Below are 21,858 nucleotides of genomic sequence, written 5' to 3' on the forward strand. Positions count from 1 at the left end.
GCAAACTCGCCGGGCGACTCGTCCAGCCGAAAGGGCCCGCCGATGATCTGCCGCCGTCTCCGCCTCTCCCTCGCCGCCGCTTGCGCTGCCATGCAGCTCGCCGCCGTGCCCGTCATGGCCGATACGCCCTGCGGCGGCGATTTCGGCGCCTTCTTGAACGGTGTCGCCGACGAGGCCCGCGCCAAGGGGCTGCCGGATGCGGCGATCCGGAAGACGCTGGGCGGCGCGCAGATCGACAGGACGGTGCTGTCGCGCGACCGCGCGCAGGGCGTCTTCAAGCAGGATTTCCTCACCTTCTCCAAGCGCTCGGTCAGCGGCTACCGGCTGAAGCACGGCGCCGGCAACATGAAGAAGTACGCCAGGATCTTCGCCCGCGCCGAGGCCGACTACGGCGTGCCCGCGCCGGTGATCACCGCCTTCTGGGCGCTGGAAACGGATTTCGGCGCCGTCCAGGGCGACTTCAACACGGTGAACGCACTGGCGACGCTTGCCCATGACTGCCGCCGGCCGCAGCTCTTCCGCCCGCAACTCATCGCCGCCATCGAGATGGTCGCCCATGGCGACCTCGACCCGGCCCGCACCACCGGCGCCTGGGCCGGCGAGATCGGCCAGGTGCAGATGCTGCCCGAGGACATCATCCGCTTCGGCAAGGACGGCGACGGCGACAACCATGTCGACCTGAAGAACAGCGCGCCGGACACGATCCTCACCGCCGCCGGTTTCATCAAGAGCCTCGGCTGGCGCGCCGGCGAACCCTGGCTGACCGAGGTGAAGCTGCCCGCGAGCCTGCCCTGGGAAAAGACCGGCCTCAACTTCGACACCACCGTCGGCGAGTGGGCCAGGGCCGGCGTCACGGCCCGCGAGGGCCGCCTGCCTTCGGCGAACCTGCCGGCCGCGCTGCTCATGCCGCAGGGCCACAAGGGCCCGGCCTTCCTCGCCTACCCGAATTTCCGCGTCTATCTGGAGTGGAACCAGTCGTTCATCTACACGACGACCGCCGCCTATCTGGCAACGCGGCTCGCCGGCGCCCCCCGCTACGATCCGGGCAATCCGGAGCCCGGGCTGTCGGACGCGCAGATGCGGCAGTTGCAGGAAAAGCTTGCAGCACGAGGCCACGACGTCGGCAAGATCGACGGCATCCTGGGTGCCGGCACCCGCGCGGCGGTGCGGGCCGAACAGCTGCGCCTCGGCGTTCCGGCGGACGGCTGGCCGACGCCTGCCCTCCTGTCGCGGTTCTAACCGACCTCCACCCGCGAGGTGGTCGGGGCCTCGCCCGACTTCCTGTGCAGGAAGCGGATGCCGGCCTCGTCGCCGTTCACCCAAACGAGCTCGGCCTCGACCTTGATGGCGCGCTTGGGAAACTCGAAGACGAACCGCCGGCTGAGCGCCGCCTGGCCCTTCATGCGCACGCGGCAGCCGACGATGCTGAGATCCTCGACAAGGCAGGAGACGGATACGCCCCGGTCGACGATGATCGCCGGGATGGCGCAGGAGGCTCTCGGGGCGGAGCGGATTTCCCCGCGCACAGTCGGCTTGTGGAGCATGTGGTCAACTCGCGGGCACGCCGGCAGCAATTTCCGGCAGTCGGGCAATTGTCCGACGATTGTTAGCGGCACGCGAGTGAACGGGAGGTAAAGGCTCTTCCGCCCCGCCGCCCCGCCGCCCGGCCCGGCCGCAGTCCCGGCCAATCGGCACCAGGTCGCCGAACTCTCAGTCCAGCGGCGCCAGGTCGCCGCGGGCCCAGTCCTCGCGCGTCTTCGCCCGGAAGTCCTCGAACCGGCCGTCCTCGATCGCCGCGCGCATCTCGCGCATCAATGTCTGGTAATAGGCGAGATTGGTCCAGGTCAGCAGCATCGCGGCGAGCCCCTCGCCCGCCTTCACCAGATGGTGCAGATAGGCGCGCGAATAGTCCCGCGCCGCCGGGCAGTCCGAGGCCTCGTCCAGCGGGCGCGGGTCGTCCGCATGGCGGGCGTTCTTCAGGTTCACCTTGCCGTAGCGCGTATAGGCGAGGCCATGGCGGCCGGCCCGCGTCGGCATCACGCAGTCGAACTGGTCGATGCCGCGCGCGACGCTCTCCAGGATGTCTTCCGGCGTGCCGACACCCATCAGATAGCGCGGCTTGTCCACGGGCATCGCCGGGGTGGTGATCTCCAGCATCGCCAGCATCACCTCCTGCGGCTCGCCGACCGCCAGCCCGCCGACGGAATAGCCCTCGAACGGCATCTCCCCCAGCGCCTGCGCCGAGGCAATCCGCAGGTCCGGCACGTCGCCGCCCTGGACGATGCCGTAGAGCGCCTGTCCGCGCCCCGGCCCGCCCATCGTCTCGAACTGCGCGCGCGAGCGTTCCGCCCAGCGGAGCGACAGGCGCATGGCGCGCTCCACGTCCTCGCGCGGGGCGGGCAGCGCGATGCACTCGTCGAGCTGCATCTGGATGTCGGAGCCGAGCAGCTGCTGGATCTCGACCGAGCGCTCCGGTGTCATCACATGGCGCGAGCCGTCGATATGGCTCTGAAAGGTGACGCCGTCCTCGGTCAGCTTGCGCAGCTGCGCCAGCGACATCACCTGGAAGCCGCCCGAGTCGGTCAGGATCGTGTGCGGCCAGTTCATGAACGTATGCAGCCCGCCGAGCCGGGCGATGCGCTCGGCGCCCGGCCTCAGCATCAGGTGATAGGTGTTGCCCAGCACCACGTCGGCGCCGAGTTCGCGCACCTGGTCCGGATACATCGCCTTGACGGTCGCCTGCGTCCCCACCGGCATGAAGGCGGGCGTTGCCACCCGCCCGTGCGGCGTGACGATCTCGCCGCGCCGGGCCATGCCGTCGGTCGCGAGGAGGCGGAAGGAAAACGGCGCGGTCATGCAGGATCCTTGGGGAAGAGAAGCGAGCCATCGCCATAGGAATAGAAGCGATAGCCGGTCGCGATGGCATGGGCATAGGCCTTGCGCATCGTGTCGAGGCCAGACAGCGCCGAGACCAGCATGAATAGGGTCGAGCGCGGCAGGTGGAAATTGGTCATCAACGCGTCGATGGCGCGGAACCGGTAGCCCGGCGTGATGAAGATCGAGGTCTCGCCGGCAAAGGGCGCCAGCCCTTCCTCGCCCTGCGCCGCGCTTTCCAGGATGCGCAGCGAAGTGGTGCCGATGGCGACGACCTTGTTGCCGCGGGCCCGCACGGCGCGCAGGGCGGCGACCGTCTCGTCGCTCACCTCGCCCCATTCGGCATGCATGCGGTGCTCGTCGGTGTCCTCCGCCTTGACGGGAAGGAACGTGCCCGCCCCCACATGCAGCGTCACCCGGTGCCGCTCGATGCCGCGCGCGTCCAGCGCCGCCAGCAGTTGGTCCGTGAAGTGCAGCCCGGCGGTCGGCGCGGCGACGGCCCCGTCCTTTTCCGCAAAGATCGTCTGGTAGTCCTGCCGGTCCTGCTCGTCCTCTCCGCGCTTGGCCGCGATATAGGGCGGCAGCGGGATATGGCCGACGGCGGCGATGGCCTCGTCCAGCATCGGGCCGGCGAGATCGAAGGCGAGCAGCACCTCGCCCGTGTCGCGCTTTTCCGCGACCGTGGCGTCCAGCGTGCCGAGCAGGCAGGCCCTGCCCTCGCCGCCGAACCGCACGCGGTCGCCGACGACCAGCTTCTTGGCCGGGCGCACGAAGGCCCACCAGCGATCCTCGCCTGCGCGCAGATGCAGCGTCGCGCCGATCCGCGCCACCGCCTCGCCGCGCGTGCGGGTGCCTTCCAGCTGCGCCGGGATCACCCGCGTGTCGTTGAAGACCAGCGCATCGCCCGGCTCCAGCAGCATGGGCAGGTCGCGCACGCCGCGATCGTCCAGCACCGGCTCGCCGTTCGGGCGCACCACCAGCAGGCGCGCGGCATCGCGCGGTCGGGCCGGACGCAGCGCAATGCGCTCCGGCGGCAGCTCGAAGTCGAAATCGTCGACGCGCATGGCCTTGGCTGAAACCCGGTGAAAGATGGCGTTGGTTCAGGGGTTCGGCTCTTATCTCTCCCCTGCCGCCCGGTCAACCGCGCGTCCTTTCCGCCCGGCCGCGCAAACCTGTCTCCACGCCGCTTTTCCCGCCGGGAACCGCACGCCGTCCGGCGCGTTCTGCAGGAGATCCGGATTCGGAGTGCGGTTGCAGCAAGGCGGATGCGGGTGCAACTATTTTGCGATGCACAATCTGCATGGCTGCCGTGCACAATCCGCGCTTTTTTTCGGGAGGTGAAAAAACTATCTCTTGGTCATCGGATCGGAGCGCTGACACGGGATGACCCGCCCAGCCAACTCCCGCACAGATCGTGCATATGAGGATGCCATGTTCGACTCTCTCGCTCGCAAGTACCGCAACTGGCGCACGTACCAGACCACCGTTTCCGAGCTGTCGCGGCTCTCGACCCGCGAGCTCAACGATCTCGGCATCGCCCGCGGCGACATTCGTTTCGTCGCCCGTCGCGCAAGCCGTTAACAGTTCACGTTCAAGGAGATAGACCTCCTCCCCTGTCTCCTGACGTGTTGCCGACGGGATATCCTCCTCCCAATCCCGTTCGGACATTGCGACGCCCGCCGGTACCTCCTCCCACCGGCGGGCGTTCGCATTTTTTTGCGTGCATGCCGCAAGGCCGGGCGACCCCGGCGAAAGCCGCAAGGCGGGCATGCGAAAATAGCGCCTCACAAACGGCGCGAAGCACTCCATATGAGTGCCACCGAACGATGACGCAGCGCAGCATACAGAGCGAAGAGCGGCCGCTTCGGGAGCAATAAGAAGAACATCACGGAGTTGGAAATGTTCACGACCCTCGCTCGCAAGTACCGCAACTGGCGTGCCTACAACAGCACCGTCACGGAGCTGTCCCGCCTGACCCCGCGCGAGCTCGACGATCTCGGCATCTCGCGTGGCGAGATCCCGGCCGTCGCTCGCCGTGCGGTGATCGGCTAACCAATCACGGACCGGGGCGCGACCCTCCTCCCACGCGCCCCAGATCGTGCACCGACGGGTCTTCTCCTCCCGGATCCGTCAGGCAAAAGCGCCGCCCGCCGGTTTCCTCCTCCCGACCGGCGGGCGGACGCGGCCCCCGCAGGACGGGGACCGGCAGGGAGCGGGCCGGCGACAGCCGCCACAATGCAACACCGAATCGCCGGGCAGAGGCACCAAACGGACCAGCGCAAGACCGCGCGGCGTCCGTCAGGCAGCCCGTCCGGTTCGATCACCTCCGGTTTCGCACTCAAGGACAACGACCATGATCGACACGCTCATCCGCAAGTACAATTCCTGGCAGCAGTACCGTCGCACCTATGACGAGCTGTCCCGCCTCTCCAATCGCGAGCTCAGCGACCTGGGCATCGGCCGCGGCGATATTGATTTCATCGCCCGCAGCAACCATCGCTAAGCGCTCGCTCCGCCTCGCGGGGGCACCGCAGCAGAAAACGCCGTCCCATCCGGGGCGGCGTTTTCATTTAAGCAGCTGAAATATCGGAGTTTTCAAATTTTTATGCTGCTCTGCACAAAAAGCGGGGCTGATATGCAAGATCGTCTCTTTAAATAGACGAGGGACTCGCCCATATCAGAGGCAACGGAGCCAAGCGATCCTCCTCCCACGCTTCGCTCCCGTTCAGGCCGGTGTTCCTCCTCCCTCACCGGCCCTCCAAAACGACGCCCACCGGATCCTCCTCCCACCGGTGGGCGTTCGTTTTTGGACCTGGCCCTTCCCCCGGCATTTCTTCGATTGCACCACCGCTCTTCGGCAGTCGGCGTCGCGCATGCGTCTTTCGCATCAGCTGGACACGTCGAGGCCGCCCCCTTCCCCTCGGATGTCGTCCCGGTTTCGGCGCAGCCGAAGACCGGGAACCAGTACCCCCGAACGGTTCGAGTGAGGTCTCGGCGCGGTTGCCGGAACGCCAGTTCCTTGAAAATCCGACCGCCCCTTAAGCGCCTGTCTTCTCGGCCTTGGCGCGGGCGAAGCGGGCCTTCAGCTGCGCGCCGCGCCCTTCCTTCACCACCTGCCGCGCCCGGCCGAGCGACAGCGCATCGGCCGGCACATCCTCCGTGACGACGCCGCCGGCCGCCAGATACGCCCCGTCGCCGATGGTGACAGGCGCCACCAGGGTCGAGTTCGACCCGACGAACGCGCCCGCGCCGATATCCGTGTGGTGCTTCAGGAAGCCGTCATAGTTGCAGGTGATGGTGCCGGCGCCGATATTGGCGCCCGCCCCCACCCGCGCATCGCCGATATAGGTGAGGTGGTTGACCTTGGCCCCGGTCTCGACGCGGGCATTCTTGATCTCGACAAAATTGCCGATATGCGCGCCGGCGCCGATCTCCGCGCCCGGCCGCAGCCGCGCGTAAGGTCCGAGCGTTGCGCCCTCCGCGACCCGCGCGTCCTCCAGATGCGAGAAGGCGCGGATCGTCACCCCGTCGCCGATCTCGACGCCGGGGCCGAACACCACGTTCGGCTCCACCACCACGTCGCGGCCGAGCCGCGTGTCGTGGGAAAAATGCACGGTCTCCGGCGCCGTCAGCGTCGCCCCGCCCTCCATCGCGGCGATCCGCGCCTGGCGCTGGTAGTCGGCCTCGACCCGGGCGAGCTGCACCCGCGTGTTGATGCCCTGCACCTCCCACTCGTCGGCCCGCTCGGTGACGACCGAAAGGCCCAGTTCGGCGGCGATCTCCACCGCGTCGGTCAGGTAGTATTCGCCCTTGGCATTGGCATTGCCGATGCGCTGGACGATCCCGGCAAAGCGCGTACCGCGAAAGCCCATGATGCCGGAATTGCAGAAGCGCACGGCCCGCTCGGCCTCGCTCGCGTCCCGCTCCTCGCGGATCGCCAGCAGCCGGTCGCCCTCCGTCAGCAGCCGGCCGTAGCCGGTCGGATCCTGCGCCTCGAACCCGAGCACCACCACGTCGGCGCCCTCGTCCAGCCTTGCGCAGACCCGCGCCAGCGTCTGCGGCGAGACCAGCGGCGTGTCGCCGAACAGCACCAGCACCTGGTCGGGCAGGTCGCGCCAGGCCGGTTCGGCGGCGCGCGCCGCATGGGCGGTGCCGAGCCGCTCCTGCTGCACATGGCACTGCGCCCCCGGCGCCCGGCGCGCCACCTCGGCGACCAGCTCCGGCATGTCGGGCCCCACCACCACGGCCACCCGGCCGATCCCGGCCGCATCGACCGCCTTCAGCACATGGCCGACCAGCGACAGGCCGGCGACCTGATGCATCACCTTCGGCCGGTCGGACTTCATCCTTGTGCCGAGGCCGGCGGCCAGGACGATGGCAAGGCGGGACGTGGACGGCATTGCAAACCTCTCGCGTGAATTCCGGCGGGCCTGTCATCGGGAGCCGGCGCCCGTCCGTCAAGTCGGTGCGCCGACCTGCCCGGCACTTTGTCGCAGGAAACACGAGAACGGATGTTGGCGAAAGCCGGCGCGGACGGATATTCAGGGATCCGAATGGGTTTTCGAACACTCGGGCGGGCGGAACATGAACACAGCGACGACGGCAGTCCGGGCCGAGGCGGCAGACGAGCCCTGGCTGAAGCATTTCCCGATCACCTTCTTCGCGGTGGTGATGGGCCTTGCGGGCCTGTCGCTGGCGACCCGCCGCATGGAGGTCGCGCTTTTCGGCGCACCCGGCACGGCCAGCTTCGCGCTGACCCTCGTCACCGCCGCCACCTTCTGCGTCATCGCCGCGATCTATCTCGCAAAGACGCTGCGCCACACGGATGCGATGAAGGCGGAGTGGAACCACCCCGTGCGCATCGCCTTCTTCCCGGCGATCACCATCGGCGTGCTGCTGGTCTGCTCCGGCATCCTGCCGCGCGCGCACGGCCTCGTCGAGGCGGTGTGGATGGTCGCGACGGCCGCGCATCTGCTCATCATTCTCGGCGTCGTTTCCGCCTGGATCAGTCACCGCACCTTCGAGCAGGCGCATCTGACGCCGGCCTGGTTCATTCCCGCCGTCGGCAACGTCCTGGTGCCGGTCGCCGGCGTCGAGCTCGGCTATCTAGAGACCTCGTGGTTCTTCTTCTCCGTCGGCATGCTGTTCTGGCTGATCTTCCTGACGCTGGTGTTCAACCGGCTGATCTTCCACAACCCGATCGCCGAGCGCCTGCTGCCGACGCTGGTCATCCTGATCGCGCCGCCCTCGGTCGGCTTCGTCTCTTGGATGCTGCTGAACGGCGGCGAGGTCGATGCGGTCGCCCGCGTCCTCTACTACAGCGCGTTGATGTTCGTTCTGGTGACGCTGACCCAGATCGGGCGCCTGCTGCGCCTGCCCTTCTCCATGGCCTGGTGGGCCTATTCCTTCCCGCTCGCAGCCTTCACCATCGCCTCGGCCCTATTTGCCGAATCGACAGGCGCCGCCTTCCAGCGCACCCTCGCCTATATCGCCTATGGCGTTCTGTGGGCGGTGATCGCGATGCTGGTCGCCAAGACCTTCGCCGCGATGCGACGCAACGAGATCTGCCGCCCGGAGTAAGGAAGGTGAGGCCTTTGCCTCACCACAGCGTCTTGCGCGCCCGCTCCGGCCATTCGCGGTCGTAGGCTTCGCCGCCGACCTTGGCCTCGCTCAGCGCGGACAGGATCGCGCCCGGCGTCGGCAACCCGTTCGCCGCCTCCTGCGCGTCCCTTTCCCACAGCCGCGAACGCACGATGGCCCGGGCGCACTGGAAGTAGACCCTCTCCACCTCGATCAGGATCACGCTGCGCGGCGCCTTGCCGTCCACGGCGAAGTCCTCCAGCAGCTGCGGATCGGCGCTGATTGTCGCCCTTCCGTTGAGGCGCAGCGTCGTGCCGCTGCCGGGAATGAGGAACAGCAGCGCCACGCGCGGGTCGCGCACGATGTTGCGCAGCGAATCGATCCGGTCGTTGCCGCGCCGGTCGGGCAGCGCCACGCGCCGTGCGTCCAGGATGCGCACCACCTCGCCCCGGTCGCCGCGCGGCGAACAGTCCAGCCCCTCCGGCCCCGCGGTCGCCAGCGCCACGAAGGGCGAGGCCTTGATCAGGGCAGCATATTCGTCGCTGATCCAGTCGATTTCCTTGACCTTGGAGGCGGCGCCCGGCGTGCCGTAGAGCGATTCCAGCTGCTCCACCGTGGTGATCGTCGTCATGCGCCTCTCCGCTCCTTCTGCTCGCCGGCCGGCCCTGTTCGCGCGCACGCTAGCAGCGGGATTGTGCGGGCGGAAGAGCAGCTTGGTAACGGATACGGGCAGCCCACCCTCAGGCTGTCATCCCGGTTTCGGCAAAGCCGAAGACCGGGAACCAGTAACCCCGAACGTTCCTGATCGAGGCCGCCCGCCCGCCGCAGATGGCCGTCGCTCTCGCCACACACATGCGCCAGCGGATACTGGATACCTGCCTTCGCAGGTATGACAGCAGAGAGGATGGCACGCGTCTTTCCGCCCCGCCCTCTTCTCCCTGCATCCTCCCGGACGGCGCGGGCCACGACAGGCAGGCCGAGCCCCACGGAACTCTCTCCCCCCTGAGGGGGAGATGTCGGCGAAGCCGACAGAGGGGGTAAGCAGCGCCCGCGATGGAGCGCAGCCCTCTCCCCTCGTCCTCCCGAACGACGCCGCCCCGCGCAACGAAAAAGGGGCAGGCGCCGCATGGCCCCTGCCCCCGATGTCCGCCGCGCTTGTTGCGCGTTACGCGATGTCGGCCGCGACCTTCATCGAGACGATCTTGTCCGGATTGACCACCGGCTCGCCGCGCTTGATCTTGTCGACATTCTCCATGCCCTCGATCACCTCGCCCCAGACCGTGTACTGGCGGTCGAGGAAGCGGGCGTCGGTGAAGCAGATGAAGAACTGGCTGTCGCCGGAATTCGGGTCCTGGGCGCGGGCCATCGAGCAGGTGCCGCGCACATGCGGCTCGGCGTTGAACTCGGCGCGCAGCTTCTTGCCCGAACCGCCGGTGCCGGTGCCGCGCGGGCAGCCGGTCTGGGCCATGAAGCCCTCGATCACGCGGTGGAAGACGATGCCGTCGTAAAAGCCCTCGCGCGCCAGCTCCTTGATGCGCGCGACATGGTTCGGCGCAAGGTCCGGGCGCATGTTGATCACGACCTGGCCCTGGGTGGTTTCCATCACCAGCGTGTTTTCTGCATCCTTGTAGTCGGCCACCCTTGGTCTCCTTCGTGTTCGGGGAATCTGTGTCGAGGTGTTCGTAGCGTCAGTTGGCGCCGGCGGCAACGCGCATGCGCACGATCTTGTCCGGGTTCTGCACCGGCTCGCCGCGCTTGATCTTGTCGACGTGCTCCATGCCCTCGACCACCTCGCCGAACACCGTGTACTGGCCGTTCAGCCAGTCGCCGTCGGCGAACATGATGAAGAACTGCGAATTGGCGCTGTCCGGGCTCTGCGAGCGGGCCATGCCGAGCGTGCCGCGGCGGAACGGTTCGGACGAGAACTCCGCCTTCAGGTCCGGCAGGTCGGAGCCGCCCATGCCGGTGCCGGTCGGGTCGCCCGTCTGGGCCATGAACCCGTCGATCACCCGGTGGAAGACGATGCCGTCGTAAAAGCCCTGGGCCGCGAGCGTCTTGATGCGCTCCACGTGATTGGGCGCAAGGTCCGGCCGCAGGCGGATCACCACCTGCCCGTCCTTCAGGTCGAGCAGCAGCGTGTTTTCCGGATCGTTCGACTGGGCGCCGGCGGGCGACAGGCCGATCGCGGCGGCAAGGACGAGCGCGGAAAGAAACGAAAGCAGACGTGCCATGGAGGAAAATCTCCCGCAACGGGGGTTGAAATTGTCAGCGCGGGTCCGCCAGCCGCTCGGCCAGGCGTTCCGCGACATGAGCCGGAACGAAATGGCGGACATCGCCGCCCATCTTGGCGATCTGCCTGACCAGCGTGGCGGTGATGTGGCGGACTTCCGGAGAGGCCGGCAGGAACACCGTCTGCACTTCGGGCGCCAGCGAGCGGTTCATGCCCGCCATCTGCATCTCGTAGTCGAGGTCGGTGCCGTCGCGCAGGCCCCGCACCAGGAACGCGGCGCCGTTGCGCCGGGCCGTCTCGATGACCAGGTCGTCGAAGGAAATCACCTCGATGCGCCCCGCATCCGCCGCGCCGAAGGCATCGCGCGCGACGCGGGCGATCATCGCCACCCGCTCCTCGAAGCTGAACATCGGCGACTTGCCGGGATGGACGCCGATGGCGACGACCACCTTGTCGGCAAGGTCGAGCGCGTGGCGCAGGATGTCGACATGCCCGTTGGTGACGGGGTCGAAAGAGCCGGGATAGAGCGCGGTGCGTGTCATGCCGCCGATGTACAGGGCGCGCCGCTTTCAGGCAAGCGGGACGAAACGGCGACACCGCATGCGCGCGCCTTCAGCCGGCAAGGTCTTGCATGATGGCCCGGCCGGCGAGCCGGGCGACGGCGAGCAGCCGCTCCGCATCCTGTCCTTCCCGCGCCTTGGCCGACAGGCCGGCCATCACGGTCGTGACGAAGTCGGTCACCTGCTCCGCCTTGTCCGGGTGATGTTCGGCGATGAGGCGCCGCACCATGTCCTCCGCCGCAGTATAGAAGACGCGGGCCGCCTCGCGCGCCTCCTCGTCGTTGCAGCGGATCCCCTCCAGCACCAGACACCCGGCAGCCGCCGGATCGGCGGCATAACGGCGTGCCGCTTCCTCCATGAGGATCGCAAGGCTCTCGCCGACCGGGCGGTCCGGCCTCAGGATCTCGTCGAAGGGAATGGCGGCCGTTGCCGAGTAGCGCTCCAGCGCGCGCGCATAAAGGCCTGCCTTGTTGCCGAAGGCGGCATAGAAGCTCGGCGGATTGATGCCGAGCGCCTCGGTGACGTCCGCCACGCTCACCGCGTCGTAGCCGCGCGCGCGGAACATCTTCTGGGCGGTCGCGACCGCCGCCTCGGGATCGAACCGACGCGGACGGCCGCGTGGCCGCGATATATTTTTAGTGACCACTACAAAATCCTTGACCGGCGCTGCCTATCCTTTATGTAGCGCTCATTACGTTAATACTCAAGGAGGGCCAGATGGCCGACTTTCAGGGAAAATCCGTCCTCGTGCTCGGCGGCAGCCGCGGGATCGGGGCAGCGATCGTCAGACGGTTCGCCGCAGACGGGGCGAACGTGACCTTCACCTATGCCGGGTCGAAGGAGGCGGCGCACAAGCTGGCGGCCGAGACCGGCGCTACGGCCGTCATGACCGACAGCGCCGACCGGGATGCGGTGATCGGCCGGGTCCGCGGCAGCGGTCCGCTCGACGTGCTGGTGGTGAATGCCGGCATCGCCGTCTTCGGCGATGCGCTGGAGCAGGATCCCGACGCCATCGACCGGCTGTTCCGGATCAATGTCCAGACCCCCTACCATGCCTCCGTCGAGGCGGCGCGGCAGATGCCGGAAGGCGGCCGGATCATCGTGATCGGCTCCGTCAACGGCGACCGCATGCCCGTTCCCGGCATGGCCTCCTATGCGCTCAGCAAATCGGCGCTGCAGGGCCTGGCCCGCGGGCTGGCGCGCGACTTCGGGCCGCGCGGCATCACCGTGAACATCGTGCAGCCGGGCCCCATCGACACCGACGCGAACCCCGCCGACGGGCCGATGAAGGACCTGCTGCACAGCTTCATGACGATCAAGCGCCATGGCCGGCCGGAAGAGGTCGCCGGCATGGTCGCCTGGCTCGCCGGCCCGGAGGCGGGCTTCGTCACCGGGGCGATGCACACGATCGACGGCGGCTTCGGCGCCTGACGGGCGGAAGGCCCGACGCAAAAGCGCGGGGCAGGCGTCTGCCTGTCCCGCGCCTTGCAAGCAGAACGAGGCTCGTTCCGTCAGTTCCCCACCGGCTCCATGAAGCGAATGCGGTTGCCGAACGGGTCGGTGACCTGCAGCTCGAGCCGCCCTCCCTGGTCCTCCAGCCCCGGCTTCATGTAGCGATAATCCTTGGCCTGCAGCTCCCGGTGCAGATCGCGGATGCCGGTCATGTAGACGCACATGTTGCCGCCGGGCGTGGCATCGCCGGCATGTTCCGACAGGTGCAGCCGCAGCCCGGAGCGCGAGACCTGCATATAGACCGGAAAGTTCTCGCCGTAGCGGTGCTCCCAGTCGAGGGAGAAGCCGAGAAAGCCGAAATAGAACTCGCTCGCCTTGGCGACGTCGAAGATGCGAACGATCGGCACCGCCTGGTCGAGGCGGATGCTCTCGCGGCTCTCGGCCGGCCCGCCCTCGTCCTCGGCGATCTTCGCCGCCAGCACGTTCCAGTTGGCAAGGCCAAACTGGCGGGCGACGATTTCCAGCGCCTCGCTGTGGGTGATGGTCAGGTTTTTCTCGGCAAGAGCCTCGCGCATGGCCTTGGCCATGAGCTTCGAATGGCGATGGTCGCGCATGTCCGTTTCCTCGTCACGGCGAAGTCCTCGTCAGCACCCGCATTACCGACGCCTTCGCCCGACGGTTGAACGGTCAGGTCGCATCGCTTCGGAGGCATTCGCCATGCCCCGCCATGGTCATGACGGGGTGCGGGCTGCCGGCTGCCTCCGGCCGGCAGCGACAGTAGCGCGCGGCCTCGGTCCTGTCAGCCGGCGAGTCTCCGCAACGAGAATGAAAAGGCTACCTGCAACGGCACCTGACGCACGAAGGGTATCGCGGCTTCGAACTCTCTCAACCCGTAGGCACGTCGTTTCCCTGCCGGCGCCAGTGCTTTGCCACTGTTGCCGCAAAGTCACTATCTGCGAATTTGTTTAAGTCGCCCCGCTTTTCTGCTAGACTGTTGCTCATAAGCAAAAGGAGGCGCAGGACATGCGTGGCTTTGCAGCTTTGGGCCTTGGCGGCCTCGCCGCCATTGCCATATCCGTCGCCGTCGGCGGCCTCACATTCGGCACCGCGGATCAGGTCAACGCCGCGAAGAAGGGCGACCGCATGGCGCGCACGGTGCAGGTCGCCTGCGCCGCCGGCACCATGCAGGACGCGGCACCGGGCTGCGCGGATCTTGCCCGCAGCGTCGATCCGGCCGCCGCACCCGCATGGCGCACCATCGCCACGAGCGACGGCGCCACCACCGTTCTCGCGCGCAGTCGCGTTTCGGAGTGATCCGGTCTTCCTGACCTCGGACCTCTCCCGGCACGGCGCGGCGCGCAAGCCTCGCGTCCTGCCCGCAGCAGCGTGACGGCGGGTTCCCCGCCTCGCCGTCACCTCTCCCCGCCGCACGACTCTCCCTCATTCCGTTTCCCACGATCCGGCCCGGCGCCCGATCACTGGCCTTTCACCGGCCCTTCACCTTCGCGCGAGCTTCGTCGTTTGCGCGCCCCCGCCTCTTGCCGGCGCCCGGGCGCTCCCCATCTGATTATTCAGGGTTGCAGGGGACGCGCGCACCGCGCCCCCGGCTGGACCGGCACCATGTCGGTCGTGGGCAGAAAGCAGGATCGTCTCGCATCCGCGAAGCGTCCGAAACCGCCGAAAGGCCATGCGATTGATGCATGGCTGGCATGCGAAAGCATGCCCGGCTTATACGCAACTCGCTGCAATCGTTCACAAAAGCAGCACAGGCCGTTCACGGAATACTGAACCGGCAAAGCCTTGCCAATCCCCTCGGGATACTACATATGGCGGTGCATGATGACGATTCACAAAATTCATCAGCTGTCGATTCCGATCGCCCTGTGGGGCGCCGGCGTCGTGCTGCTTGTCGCCACGCTCGGGGCCGGATTGGCCGCCTCGGACGTCGACGCCGCGGCGGAGACCGCCGCCAAGTTGCAACCTTCCGTCCATGAGCGCGTTGTCTTTCCAGGCAAGGACAAACGTGCCGTTGCGCAAACCGTCGAGGCGGTCTGCGGCGGCATCATCTTCCGGGAAGAGGATCCCGATTGCTTCGCCGGCACCCCGCCGCAGACGCATCCGGTGATCGCCGAGCCGGCGACGGGCAACCAGGCGCTGCCGACGCAACCCTCCGGATCGTGATCCCCGTCACGGTTTCCTTGCCCGTTATGCCTCAATGTGGGGCCATCGAAGAACGGTACTAAGCAGGGACGTGACGACAATGACCTTCATTCACGATCATGGCGAACAGCATGCTCATCGCATCCGGGATCTGGCGATTGCCACCGTTGCGGCCCTGGCCGTCTTCGGCGGCATCGTGAGCATCGCCCACACCGTCCAGACGGCTTCGGCCGGCGGGATGCAGAGCGAGATGGCAGCCCCCAAGACCGACCGCGGCGCTTCCGCCCTCCCCGCGGAGTGCCAGGGCCAGACCTGGGGTCACTGGACGGCAAGCTGCGCCTCGGCGCTGAGCGGCAACAAGGGCATGCGCCAGGTGCAGTTCACCACCGTCGAGACCCGCCAGCCGACCGCCAACACCTCGGTTCTGGAGCGCGTTCCGTCCAGCTCCTGATCCGGGCGCCGCATGCCGGCGAGCCGATGCTGCAAAAGGCGACGCACTGCATTCCGCAGGCGTCGCCTTTGCCGTTTCAGGCGCGCCTCCCGCGCCGACCAACCCCGCCTCGCCGACAATCACGGCTCCGTCATCGCCCAGAATCGCTTAGTCTTCTGCGTTCCGTCGCAACCCGGATCCGCAAAGGCTCTGCCCGATGTATCTCGCCGCCCTCTTCGCCCTGCTGCTTGCGGCTCTCGCCGCCGCCGCCTTCGGCCCCATGCGCCTCGCGGGCATCCTGATCGTCGCCAGCTTCCTCGCCGCCGTGCTGGTCTACCTGCACCACGCGACCGATCCGCTGCCGCTGTCGTTCTGAAGGGGCGCGCCATGATCTCCAGATCTCTCGAGACCACCCTCAACGCCCTTGCCCTCCTCGCCGTCTCGGCCGTGCTCGGCGTCGCTTTCCTCGACCAGTTCGCCAAGGACGAGCTGCCCTGCCCGCTCTGTCTGCTGCAGCGCGCCGGCTTCCTGCTGCTGGCCATCGGTCCGGTGCTGAACGTGGCGCGCGGCCCCCGGCCCGCCCATTACGGCGTGACGATCCTGGCAGGGCTCGTGGGGGCGGGTTTTGCCATGCGCCAGGTGCTGCTGCATATCGAGCCGGGCGATGCGGGCTACGGCGCGCCCTTCCTCGGCCTGCATTTCTACACCTGGGCCTTTGTCGTCTTCGTCGCGGCCGTCGCCGCCTGTGGGCTGATGCTGGTGCTGCGCGCGCCCGGCGAGGAGGCCCGCCCGGCCGTCCGCCTCACCGGCCTGTCCCTCGTTGCGGTGCTGCTGGTGCTGGCGATGGCCGCGCTCAACACGGCGAGCACGCTCGTCGAGTGCGGCTTCGACAGCTGCCCGGACGATCCGACCGTCTACCGCCTGCTGCAATAGGCCGTAGCAGGCCCCGACGGGCTGAGAGCGCCTAGCTGACGGCGATCATTGCCCGGATGCCGTCGGCGATGAACTGGATCGACAGCGCCGCCAGCAGCACGCCGAGCAGCCGCGTCACCACCACTGCGGCGGTGTCGCCCATCATCCGCTCGATGCGGTCGGCCAGCAGGAACGAGACGAAGCAGGCGCCGATGATCACCAGGATCACCAGCGCAAGGCCGAGATAGGACACCGTGTCTCTTGCCTGCGAGGACAGCAGGATCACGGCCGAGATCGCCGCCGGACCCGCGATCAGCGGGATCGCCAGCGGAAACACGGCGACGTCGTGCAGTTCCTCCTGATGCGCCGCGTGCTGCGACACCGCCTTTTCCGCCGTCTCGGATTTGCGCCGGTTGCGCTTTTCGAACACCATCTCGATGGCGATGATCAGCAGCAGCAGCCCGCCGGCGATCTGGAAGGCCGGCACGGAGATGCCCAGCACGCCCAGAACGCCGCGCCCGGCGACCAGGAAGAGGAACAGGATCGCACCGCCGATCAGCGTCGCGCGCACGGCGATGCGCCGGCGCGTGGCGGCCGTGGCGCCCGCCGTGACCGCCAGGAACATGGGCGCAAGGCCCACCGGATCGATGGTCACGAACAGCGTCGCGAAGGCGTTGATGAAATAGTCTGCCAGCATTGCGCAAGCCCCCCGCGCGACTCGTCCGACCCCGTTATATCAGCCAAAATACGGCGTGTGGGCATGCGGGCGGCACCCCTTGTCCGAACTTTCCCTTGGGAAACTGACAAACTACTGTTTTGGCTTATGTTTTCGCGCCGCAAAATGCCCTGGCCGATTTGGCTGGAGGCGCGGAATCGGCTATAAGATCGGGACAGATTCAACAAGTGTGAGAGATCCCTTGACCGATCGGGACACGAACGCACCTACGGGCGGCCTGCCGTCCGATATACGACCCGTTTCCATCACCGACGAGATGAAGCGCAGCTACCTCGATTACGCCATGAGCGTGATCGTCAGCCGTGCCCTGCCGGATGTGCGCGACGGGTTGAAGCCGGTGCACCGGCGCATCCTCTATTCGATGCACGAGAACGGCTACGAGTGGAACAAGCCCTACCGCAAGTCCGCCCGCGTGGTCGGCGACGTGATGGGTAAATACCACCCCCATGGCGACAGCGCGATCTACGACGCGCTCGTGCGCATGGCGCAGAATTTCTCGCTGCGCCTGCCGCTGATCGACGGCCAGGGCAATTTCGGCTCGGTCGACGGCGATCCCGCCGCGGCCATGCGATACACCGAGTGCCGGCTGCAGAAGGTCTCGGCGCGCCTCCTTGACGACATCGACAAGGAGACCGTCAACTTCCAGGAAAACTACGACAATTCGGAGAGCGAGCCGGTCGTTTTGCCGGCAAAGTTCCCGAACCTGCTGGTCAACGGCGCCGGCGGCATCGCCGTCGGCATGGCCACCAACATCCCGCCGCACAATCTCGGCGAGGTCATCGACGCCGCCATCGCCCTGATGGAAAATCCGGCGATGACCACGGCCGAGCTCATGGAGATCGTCCCCGGTCCCGACTTCCCGACCGGCGGCATCATCCTCGGCCGCTCGGGCATCCGCTCGGCCTATGAGAGCGCGCGCGGCTCCATCGTCATGCGCGGCCGCGCCGAGATCGAGGAGATCCGCAAGGACCGCTACGCCATCGTCATCACCGAGATCCCGTATCAGGTGAACAAGGCGGCGATGATCGAGAAGATCGCCGAGCATGTGCGCGAAAAGCGCATCGAGGGCATTTCCGACATCCGCGACGAGTCGGACCGGTCCGGCATGCGCGTCGTCGTCGAGCTCAAGCGCGATGCGGTCGGCGACGTGGTGCTGAACCAGCTCTACCGCTACTCGGCGCTGCAATCGACCTTCGGCGCCAACATGGTGGCGCTGAACGGCGGCCGGCCGGAGCAGCTCGGCCTCAAGGACATGCTGAGCGCCTTCATCGCCTTCCGCGAGGAGGTGATCGGCCGGCGCACCCGCTTCCTGCTCAAGAAGGCGCGCGACCGCGCCCATGTCCTCGTCGGCCTCGCCATTGCCGTCGCCAATATCGACGAGGTCATCGCGCTGATCCGCACCGCGCCGGATCCGGCCACTGCCCGCGCCCAGCTGATGGAGCGCAACTGGCCGGCCCACGACGTGGAGCCTTTGATCCGCCTGATCGACGATCCGCGCCACATGGTCAACGAGGACGGCACCTACAAGCTGTCCGAGGAGCAGGCCCGCGCCATTCTCGACCTGCGCCTGCAGCGCCTCACCGCGCTCGGCCGTGACGAGATCGCCGACGAGCTCAACAAGATCGGCGAGGAGATCCGCGACTATCTCGACATCCTGCGCTCGCGCGTCCGCATCCTCGACATCATCCGCCAGGAGCTGACGGACATCCGCGAGGAGTTCGCAACGCCCCGCCGGACCGAGATCATGGACGGCGGCGCCGATCTCGAGGACGAGGATCTCATCCAGCGCGAGGAGATGGTCGTCACGGTCAGCCATGCCGGCTACATCAAGCGCGTTCCGCTCGACACCTACCGGGCGCAGCGGCGCGGCGGCAAGGGCCGCTCGGGCATGTCGACCAAGGACGAGGATTTCGTCACCCGACTGTTCGTGGCCAACACGCACACGCCGGTGCTGTTCTTCTCCTCGCGCGGCATCGCCTACAAGCTGAAGGTCTGGCGCCTGCCGCTCGGCGGCCCGACCTCGCGCGGCAAGGCCCTGGTCAACATGCTGCCGCTCGAGCAGGGCGAGCAGATCACCTCGATCATGCCGCTGCCGGAGAACGAGGAGACCTGGGGCGATCTCGACGTGATGTTCGCCACCACGCGCGGCACCGTCCGCCGCAACAAGCTCTCCGACTTCACGCAGATCAACAAGAACGGCAAGATCGCTATGAAGCTCGAGGATGGCGACGGCATCGTCGGCGTCTTCACCTGCACCGAGCATGACGACGTCATGCTGACCACGGCGCTCGGCCAGTGCATCCGCTTCGCCGTCACCGATGTGCGCGTCTTCGCGGGCCGCAACTCGGTCGGCGTGCGCGGCATCAACCTTGCCGACAACGACCGCGTCATCTCCATGTCGATCCTGCGTCACTTTGACTGCACGGCGGACGAGCGCAGCGCCTATCTGCGCCTGCGCCGGCTGATGCGCGGCGAGGCCGACGAGACCAACGGCGAAGCCGGTGGCGAAGACGAGGGCGTGCCGGCGGGCGAGCTGACGCAGGAGCGCTACGCGGCCATGAGCGCCACCGAGCAGGTGATCCTCACCATCTCGGAAAACGGCTACGGCAAGCGGTCCTCGTCCTTCGAGTACCGGGTCACGGGCCGCGGCGGCAAGGGTATCACCGCCATGGCGGTGACCAAGCGCAACGGCCCGCTCGTCGCCTCCTTCCCGGTGGAAGACAGCGACCAGATCATGCTCGTCACCAATGGCGGCCAGCTGATCCGCTGCCCGGTCGACGGCATCCGCATCGCTGGCCGCGCCACCCAGGGCGTCATCGTCTTCAACACCGCCGAAGGCGAGGAAGTCGTCTCGGTCGGCCGCGTCTCCGACGAGGAGGACGCCGAAGACGCGGTGCTCGACGAGGCCGCAGCAGCGTCCGACGGCGAGACCCCGGCCTCCGGCTCCGACATGTCGGGCGATGCCGGCGACGGCGAGAGTGGCGAGGACGAGGCTCCCGGCGACGACGCCTGATCCCGCCTCACCGCCTCAAGACACCATCACGGGCCGCAGGACACTCCTGCGGCCCTTTTGTTTGCAGGAGGGCGCCTTCGCTTGCGCAGCCTCCTCTCCTTCCCTCGGCCGTCATCCCGTTGTCGTCATCCCAACCTCGGCCGTCACTCCACCGCCGTCACCCCAACCTCCGACGTCACCCCGGCCGCAGGCGAAGCCGGAGATCCGGGGCCTATTCGTTGCCAGAGCGCCAGCGATTGCGCACCGAACCGCCCCCGGCTCGCCTCCACAAGCCGCACGACGCTCTGCCCCACACCTGCCCGAGGGTGCCAATGGTTCCCGGCTCTCCGGCTTCGCCTGCGGCCGGGATGACCTCCGAGAGGGAGGCACCATCTCGCACCCCACCACCGGAGATCCCACCTCGGCCGTCAGCCCACCGCCGTCAGCCCAACCTCCGACGTCACCCCGGACGAAGGCGAAGCCGGAGATCCGGGGCCCATTCGTTCCCAGAGCATTAGCGATGGCACGTTGCGTTCGCCCTTTCCCATCACGCCCACCTCACCCCTTGGGGCTGAACAGATGCACCGGCTCGGCGACGCCGCGCAGCCGGTGCTCGCCGAGATCGTCCAGCGGCATGTCGAGCCCGCGCGCGGCCGCCTGCGAGATCAGGATCTCGCGGCCGAGCTCCTTGGTCAGCGCTTCGATGCGGCTTGCCGCGTTCACCGCCCGGCCGATCACCGTGAAGTCGAGCCGCCCGGCCGAGCCGACATTGCCGAAGAACACCGTGCCCTCGTGCAGCGCGATGCCGGTGCGCAGCGGCGCCCACACATCCCGCAGGTTCGCGACCGCCTCCGGCGGTGCCTCGTTCAGTTCCGCGATCCCGGCCAGCGCCCCCCGCGCCGCGCGCAGGGCCGCGCTGGCCGCCCCCTTGCCTTGCGGAAACACTGCCAGCACCCCGTCGCCCATGAATTTCAGGATCTCGCCGCCTTCCGCGATCACCGCCCCGGCCAGCCGCTCGAAATAGGCGTTGAGCAGCGCCGTCATCGCCGGCCCCGGCAGCCGCGCCGACAGATCGGTGAAGCCGCGCAGGTCCGACATCCAGATCACGGCATCGATTTCCTCGCCGACGCCGCGCCGGATGCTGCCCTGCAGCACCTTGCCCCCTGCCGCCGGCCCCAGATAGGCGTCGAGCAGGTTCGCCGAGATCCGCCGGTCGATGTGCCGGGCGACATGCAGCGCCAGGATCGACAGCAGCCGGTCGATGCCCGCCCGCTCGCTCCTGGTGAAGCCGCCCGGCTGGCGCGTCGCCAGCGACACCAGGTTGTGCTGCCCGCCGCTCCCGGCAGCCGTCAGCGGCAGCGCCATGTAATGGCTGTAGCCGAGGCGCCCGAGGTCCCGCAGCAAGGGGTAGTGCGCCGAGGTCTCCTCGTCGATCGTCCGGTCGAACGCCTCGCCCCGCTCGATCACCGCAAAGATCGGGCTGCGCCGATAGGCATCCGTCGCCAGGATCTCCTCGGCCACCTGGATCTCGTCGCAGATCCCGTCGCCCGCCTCCCAGTTCCAGGCAAAGCCGTAGATCTGCGGGTGCAGCGTGCCGACATGCAGGCTCGCCCGCTCGAAGGCCGGCATCGCACGCACCATGCGCCAGCAGAACGCCTCGAAGAAATCCAGCACGTCGCCGACCGCCAGCGCCTCGCCGAGCAGCCAGGCCTCGAGCTCGGCGAGCGTCCCTGCGGCTCCGGTCGCCTCTCCCGGCACGCGTTGCGAGCGCCGGCGCAGCCGCACGCCCTTCGCATAGGACCTTGGAAACGGATCGAGCCCGGCCATTCTTGCCTTCGCCTCTCGCCGCCCGGCCTCTCCCGGACGGCATCTCATGACCGCACTCTACCTCAAGCGGACAGGCACGGGGACAAGTCGGAAAGTGCGGGGCGC

The 21,858-nt window shown here is 67.8% G+C and carries 24 protein-coding genes; 12 read left to right on the forward strand and 12 right to left on the reverse strand.

Annotated elements, in window-relative coordinates; genetic code table 11:
• Positions 1–42: 42 nt before the first annotated feature.
• A complete protein-coding gene (locus MNI96_RS01390; protein ID WP_502960287.1) occupies positions 43–1,239 on the forward strand; it encodes a lytic murein transglycosylase in 1,197 nt (398 codons plus the stop codon).
• Here the strand turns inward: MNI96_RS01390 and MNI96_RS01395 are convergent.
• The 3 genes from MNI96_RS01395 to queA all read right to left on the reverse strand — a co-directional run bounded on the left by MNI96_RS01395 (position 1,236) and on the right by queA (position 3,938).
• Positions 1,236–1,544, reverse strand: a complete 309-nt coding sequence (locus MNI96_RS01395; RefSeq protein ID WP_249689687.1) for a PilZ domain-containing protein — start codon at positions 1,542–1,544, stop codon at positions 1,236–1,238. The two genes, MNI96_RS01390 and MNI96_RS01395, sit on opposite strands and share 4 nt — an antisense overlap.
• Positions 1,545–1,710: 166 nt before the next feature.
• Positions 1,711–2,856 (reverse strand): tRNA guanosine(34) transglycosylase Tgt, encoded by a 1,146-nt coding sequence (tgt, locus tag MNI96_RS01400; protein ID WP_249689689.1) that lies wholly within the window; start codon positions 2,854–2,856, stop codon positions 1,711–1,713.
• Entirely contained in the window at positions 2,853–3,938 is a 1,086-nt protein-coding gene (queA, locus tag MNI96_RS01405; protein ID WP_249689691.1) for a tRNA preQ1(34) S-adenosylmethionine ribosyltransferase-isomerase QueA, read from the reverse strand. Before queA ends, tgt begins: the two co-directional genes overlap by 4 nt.
• Positions 3,939–4,305: 367 nt before the next feature.
• Here queA and MNI96_RS01410 point away from each other — a divergent pair, with 367 nt between their 5' ends.
• The 3 genes from MNI96_RS01410 (at position 4,306) to MNI96_RS01420 (ending at position 5,377) form a co-directional block, all read left to right on the forward strand.
• Entirely contained in the window at positions 4,306–4,455 is a 150-nt protein-coding gene (locus tag MNI96_RS01410) for a DUF1127 domain-containing protein (RefSeq protein WP_249689693.1), read from the forward strand.
• A gap of 318 nt (positions 4,456–4,773) precedes the next feature.
• Positions 4,774–4,926, forward strand: coding sequence for a DUF1127 domain-containing protein (locus MNI96_RS01415; protein WP_067333458.1), 153 nt, complete (start codon positions 4,774–4,776; stop codon positions 4,924–4,926).
• A gap of 301 nt (positions 4,927–5,227) precedes the next feature.
• Positions 5,228–5,377: a DUF1127 domain-containing protein gene (locus MNI96_RS01420; RefSeq protein WP_249689695.1), complete on the forward strand. Its 150-nt coding sequence runs from the start codon at positions 5,228–5,230 to the stop codon at positions 5,375–5,377.
• Positions 5,378–5,912: 535 nt separating this feature from the next.
• On the opposite strand, the gene glmU is transcribed toward MNI96_RS01420, so the two are convergent.
• Positions 5,913–7,274, reverse strand: a complete 1,362-nt coding sequence (gene glmU, locus MNI96_RS01425) for a bifunctional UDP-N-acetylglucosamine diphosphorylase/glucosamine-1-phosphate N-acetyltransferase GlmU (protein WP_249689696.1) — start codon at positions 7,272–7,274, stop codon at positions 5,913–5,915.
• A gap of 184 nt (positions 7,275–7,458) precedes the next feature.
• Between glmU and MNI96_RS01430 the strand changes: the two genes are divergently transcribed.
• On the forward strand, positions 7,459–8,454 hold the full coding sequence (locus MNI96_RS01430) for an SLAC1 anion channel family protein (protein ID WP_249689698.1): 996 nt from the start codon (positions 7,459–7,461) through the stop codon (positions 8,452–8,454).
• Positions 8,455–8,473: 19 nt separating this feature from the next.
• On the opposite strand, the gene MNI96_RS01435 is transcribed toward MNI96_RS01430, so the two are convergent.
• The 5 genes from MNI96_RS01435 to MNI96_RS01455 all read right to left on the reverse strand — a co-directional run bounded on the left by MNI96_RS01435 (position 8,474) and on the right by MNI96_RS01455 (position 11,890).
• A complete protein-coding gene (locus MNI96_RS01435; protein WP_249689701.1) occupies positions 8,474–9,085 on the reverse strand; it encodes a pyridoxamine 5'-phosphate oxidase family protein in 612 nt (203 codons plus the stop codon).
• Between the two features lie 534 nt (positions 9,086–9,619).
• Positions 9,620–10,057 (reverse strand): peptidylprolyl isomerase, encoded by a 438-nt coding sequence (locus MNI96_RS01440; protein WP_283776309.1) that lies wholly within the window; start codon positions 10,055–10,057, stop codon positions 9,620–9,622.
• Positions 10,058–10,142: 85 nt separating this feature from the next.
• Positions 10,143–10,685 carry a peptidylprolyl isomerase gene (locus MNI96_RS01445; RefSeq protein WP_249689705.1) on the reverse strand — a complete coding sequence of 181 codons (543 nt, stop codon included), beginning with the start codon at positions 10,683–10,685 and terminating at the stop codon, positions 10,143–10,145.
• Positions 10,686–10,719: 34 nt separating this feature from the next.
• On the reverse strand, positions 10,720–11,226 hold the full coding sequence (gene coaD, locus MNI96_RS01450; RefSeq protein WP_249689706.1) for a pantetheine-phosphate adenylyltransferase: 507 nt from the start codon (positions 11,224–11,226) through the stop codon (positions 10,720–10,722).
• A gap of 70 nt (positions 11,227–11,296) precedes the next feature.
• Positions 11,297–11,890, reverse strand: coding sequence for a TetR/AcrR family transcriptional regulator (locus tag MNI96_RS01455; RefSeq protein ID WP_249689708.1), 594 nt, complete (start codon positions 11,888–11,890; stop codon positions 11,297–11,299).
• 71 nt (positions 11,891–11,961) lie between these two features.
• Here MNI96_RS01455 and bdcA point away from each other — a divergent pair, with 71 nt between their 5' ends.
• Complete coding sequence (gene bdcA, locus MNI96_RS01460) at positions 11,962–12,675, forward strand: SDR family oxidoreductase (RefSeq protein ID WP_249689711.1); 714 nt, start codon at positions 11,962–11,964, stop codon at positions 12,673–12,675.
• Between the two features lie 80 nt (positions 12,676–12,755).
• Here bdcA and MNI96_RS01465 read toward each other — a convergent pair whose 3' ends face one another.
• Positions 12,756–13,310, reverse strand: a complete 555-nt coding sequence (locus MNI96_RS01465; RefSeq protein WP_249689712.1) for a glyoxalase superfamily protein — start codon at positions 13,308–13,310, stop codon at positions 12,756–12,758.
• Positions 13,311–13,719: 409 nt separating this feature from the next.
• Here MNI96_RS01465 and MNI96_RS01470 point away from each other — a divergent pair, with 409 nt between their 5' ends.
• From MNI96_RS01470 to MNI96_RS01490, 5 genes are all read left to right on the forward strand, one after another.
• Positions 13,720–14,010: a hypothetical protein gene (locus tag MNI96_RS01470; RefSeq protein WP_249689714.1), complete on the forward strand. Its 291-nt coding sequence runs from the start codon at positions 13,720–13,722 to the stop codon at positions 14,008–14,010.
• A gap of 522 nt (positions 14,011–14,532) precedes the next feature.
• Positions 14,533–14,877 carry a hypothetical protein gene (locus tag MNI96_RS01475; protein ID WP_249689717.1) on the forward strand — a complete coding sequence of 115 codons (345 nt, stop codon included), beginning with the start codon at positions 14,533–14,535 and terminating at the stop codon, positions 14,875–14,877.
• Between the two features lie 79 nt (positions 14,878–14,956).
• Positions 14,957–15,307 carry a hypothetical protein gene (locus tag MNI96_RS01480; RefSeq protein ID WP_249689719.1) on the forward strand — a complete coding sequence of 117 codons (351 nt, stop codon included), beginning with the start codon at positions 14,957–14,959 and terminating at the stop codon, positions 15,305–15,307.
• 196 nt (positions 15,308–15,503) lie between these two features.
• Positions 15,504–15,662 (forward strand): DUF5993 family protein, encoded by a 159-nt coding sequence (locus MNI96_RS01485; RefSeq protein WP_249689720.1) that lies wholly within the window; start codon positions 15,504–15,506, stop codon positions 15,660–15,662.
• Positions 15,663–15,673: 11 nt separating this feature from the next.
• Complete coding sequence (locus MNI96_RS01490; protein ID WP_249689722.1) at positions 15,674–16,219, forward strand: disulfide bond formation protein B; 546 nt, start codon at positions 15,674–15,676, stop codon at positions 16,217–16,219.
• Between the two features lie 31 nt (positions 16,220–16,250).
• Here the strand turns inward: MNI96_RS01490 and MNI96_RS01495 are convergent, their stop codons facing one another.
• The gene (locus tag MNI96_RS01495) at positions 16,251–16,895 is read right to left on the reverse strand and encodes a MarC family protein (RefSeq protein WP_249689724.1); all 645 of its coding nucleotides are present in this window, start codon (positions 16,893–16,895) and stop codon (positions 16,251–16,253) included.
• Positions 16,896–17,190: 295 nt separating this feature from the next.
• Between MNI96_RS01495 and gyrA the strand changes: the two genes are divergently transcribed.
• Complete coding sequence (gene gyrA, locus MNI96_RS01500) at positions 17,191–19,947, forward strand: DNA gyrase subunit A (protein ID WP_249690379.1); 2,757 nt, start codon at positions 17,191–17,193, stop codon at positions 19,945–19,947.
• 537 nt (positions 19,948–20,484) lie between these two features.
• Here the strand turns inward: gyrA and MNI96_RS01505 are convergent.
• The gene (locus tag MNI96_RS01505; protein WP_249689725.1) at positions 20,485–21,753 is read right to left on the reverse strand and encodes an adenylate/guanylate cyclase domain-containing protein; all 1,269 of its coding nucleotides are present in this window, start codon (positions 21,751–21,753) and stop codon (positions 20,485–20,487) included.
• Positions 21,754–21,858 lie beyond the last annotated feature (105 nt).

The organism is Stappia sp. WLB 29 (assembly GCF_023507705.1).
Classification (GTDB): domain Bacteria; phylum Pseudomonadota; class Alphaproteobacteria; order Rhizobiales; family Stappiaceae; genus Stappia.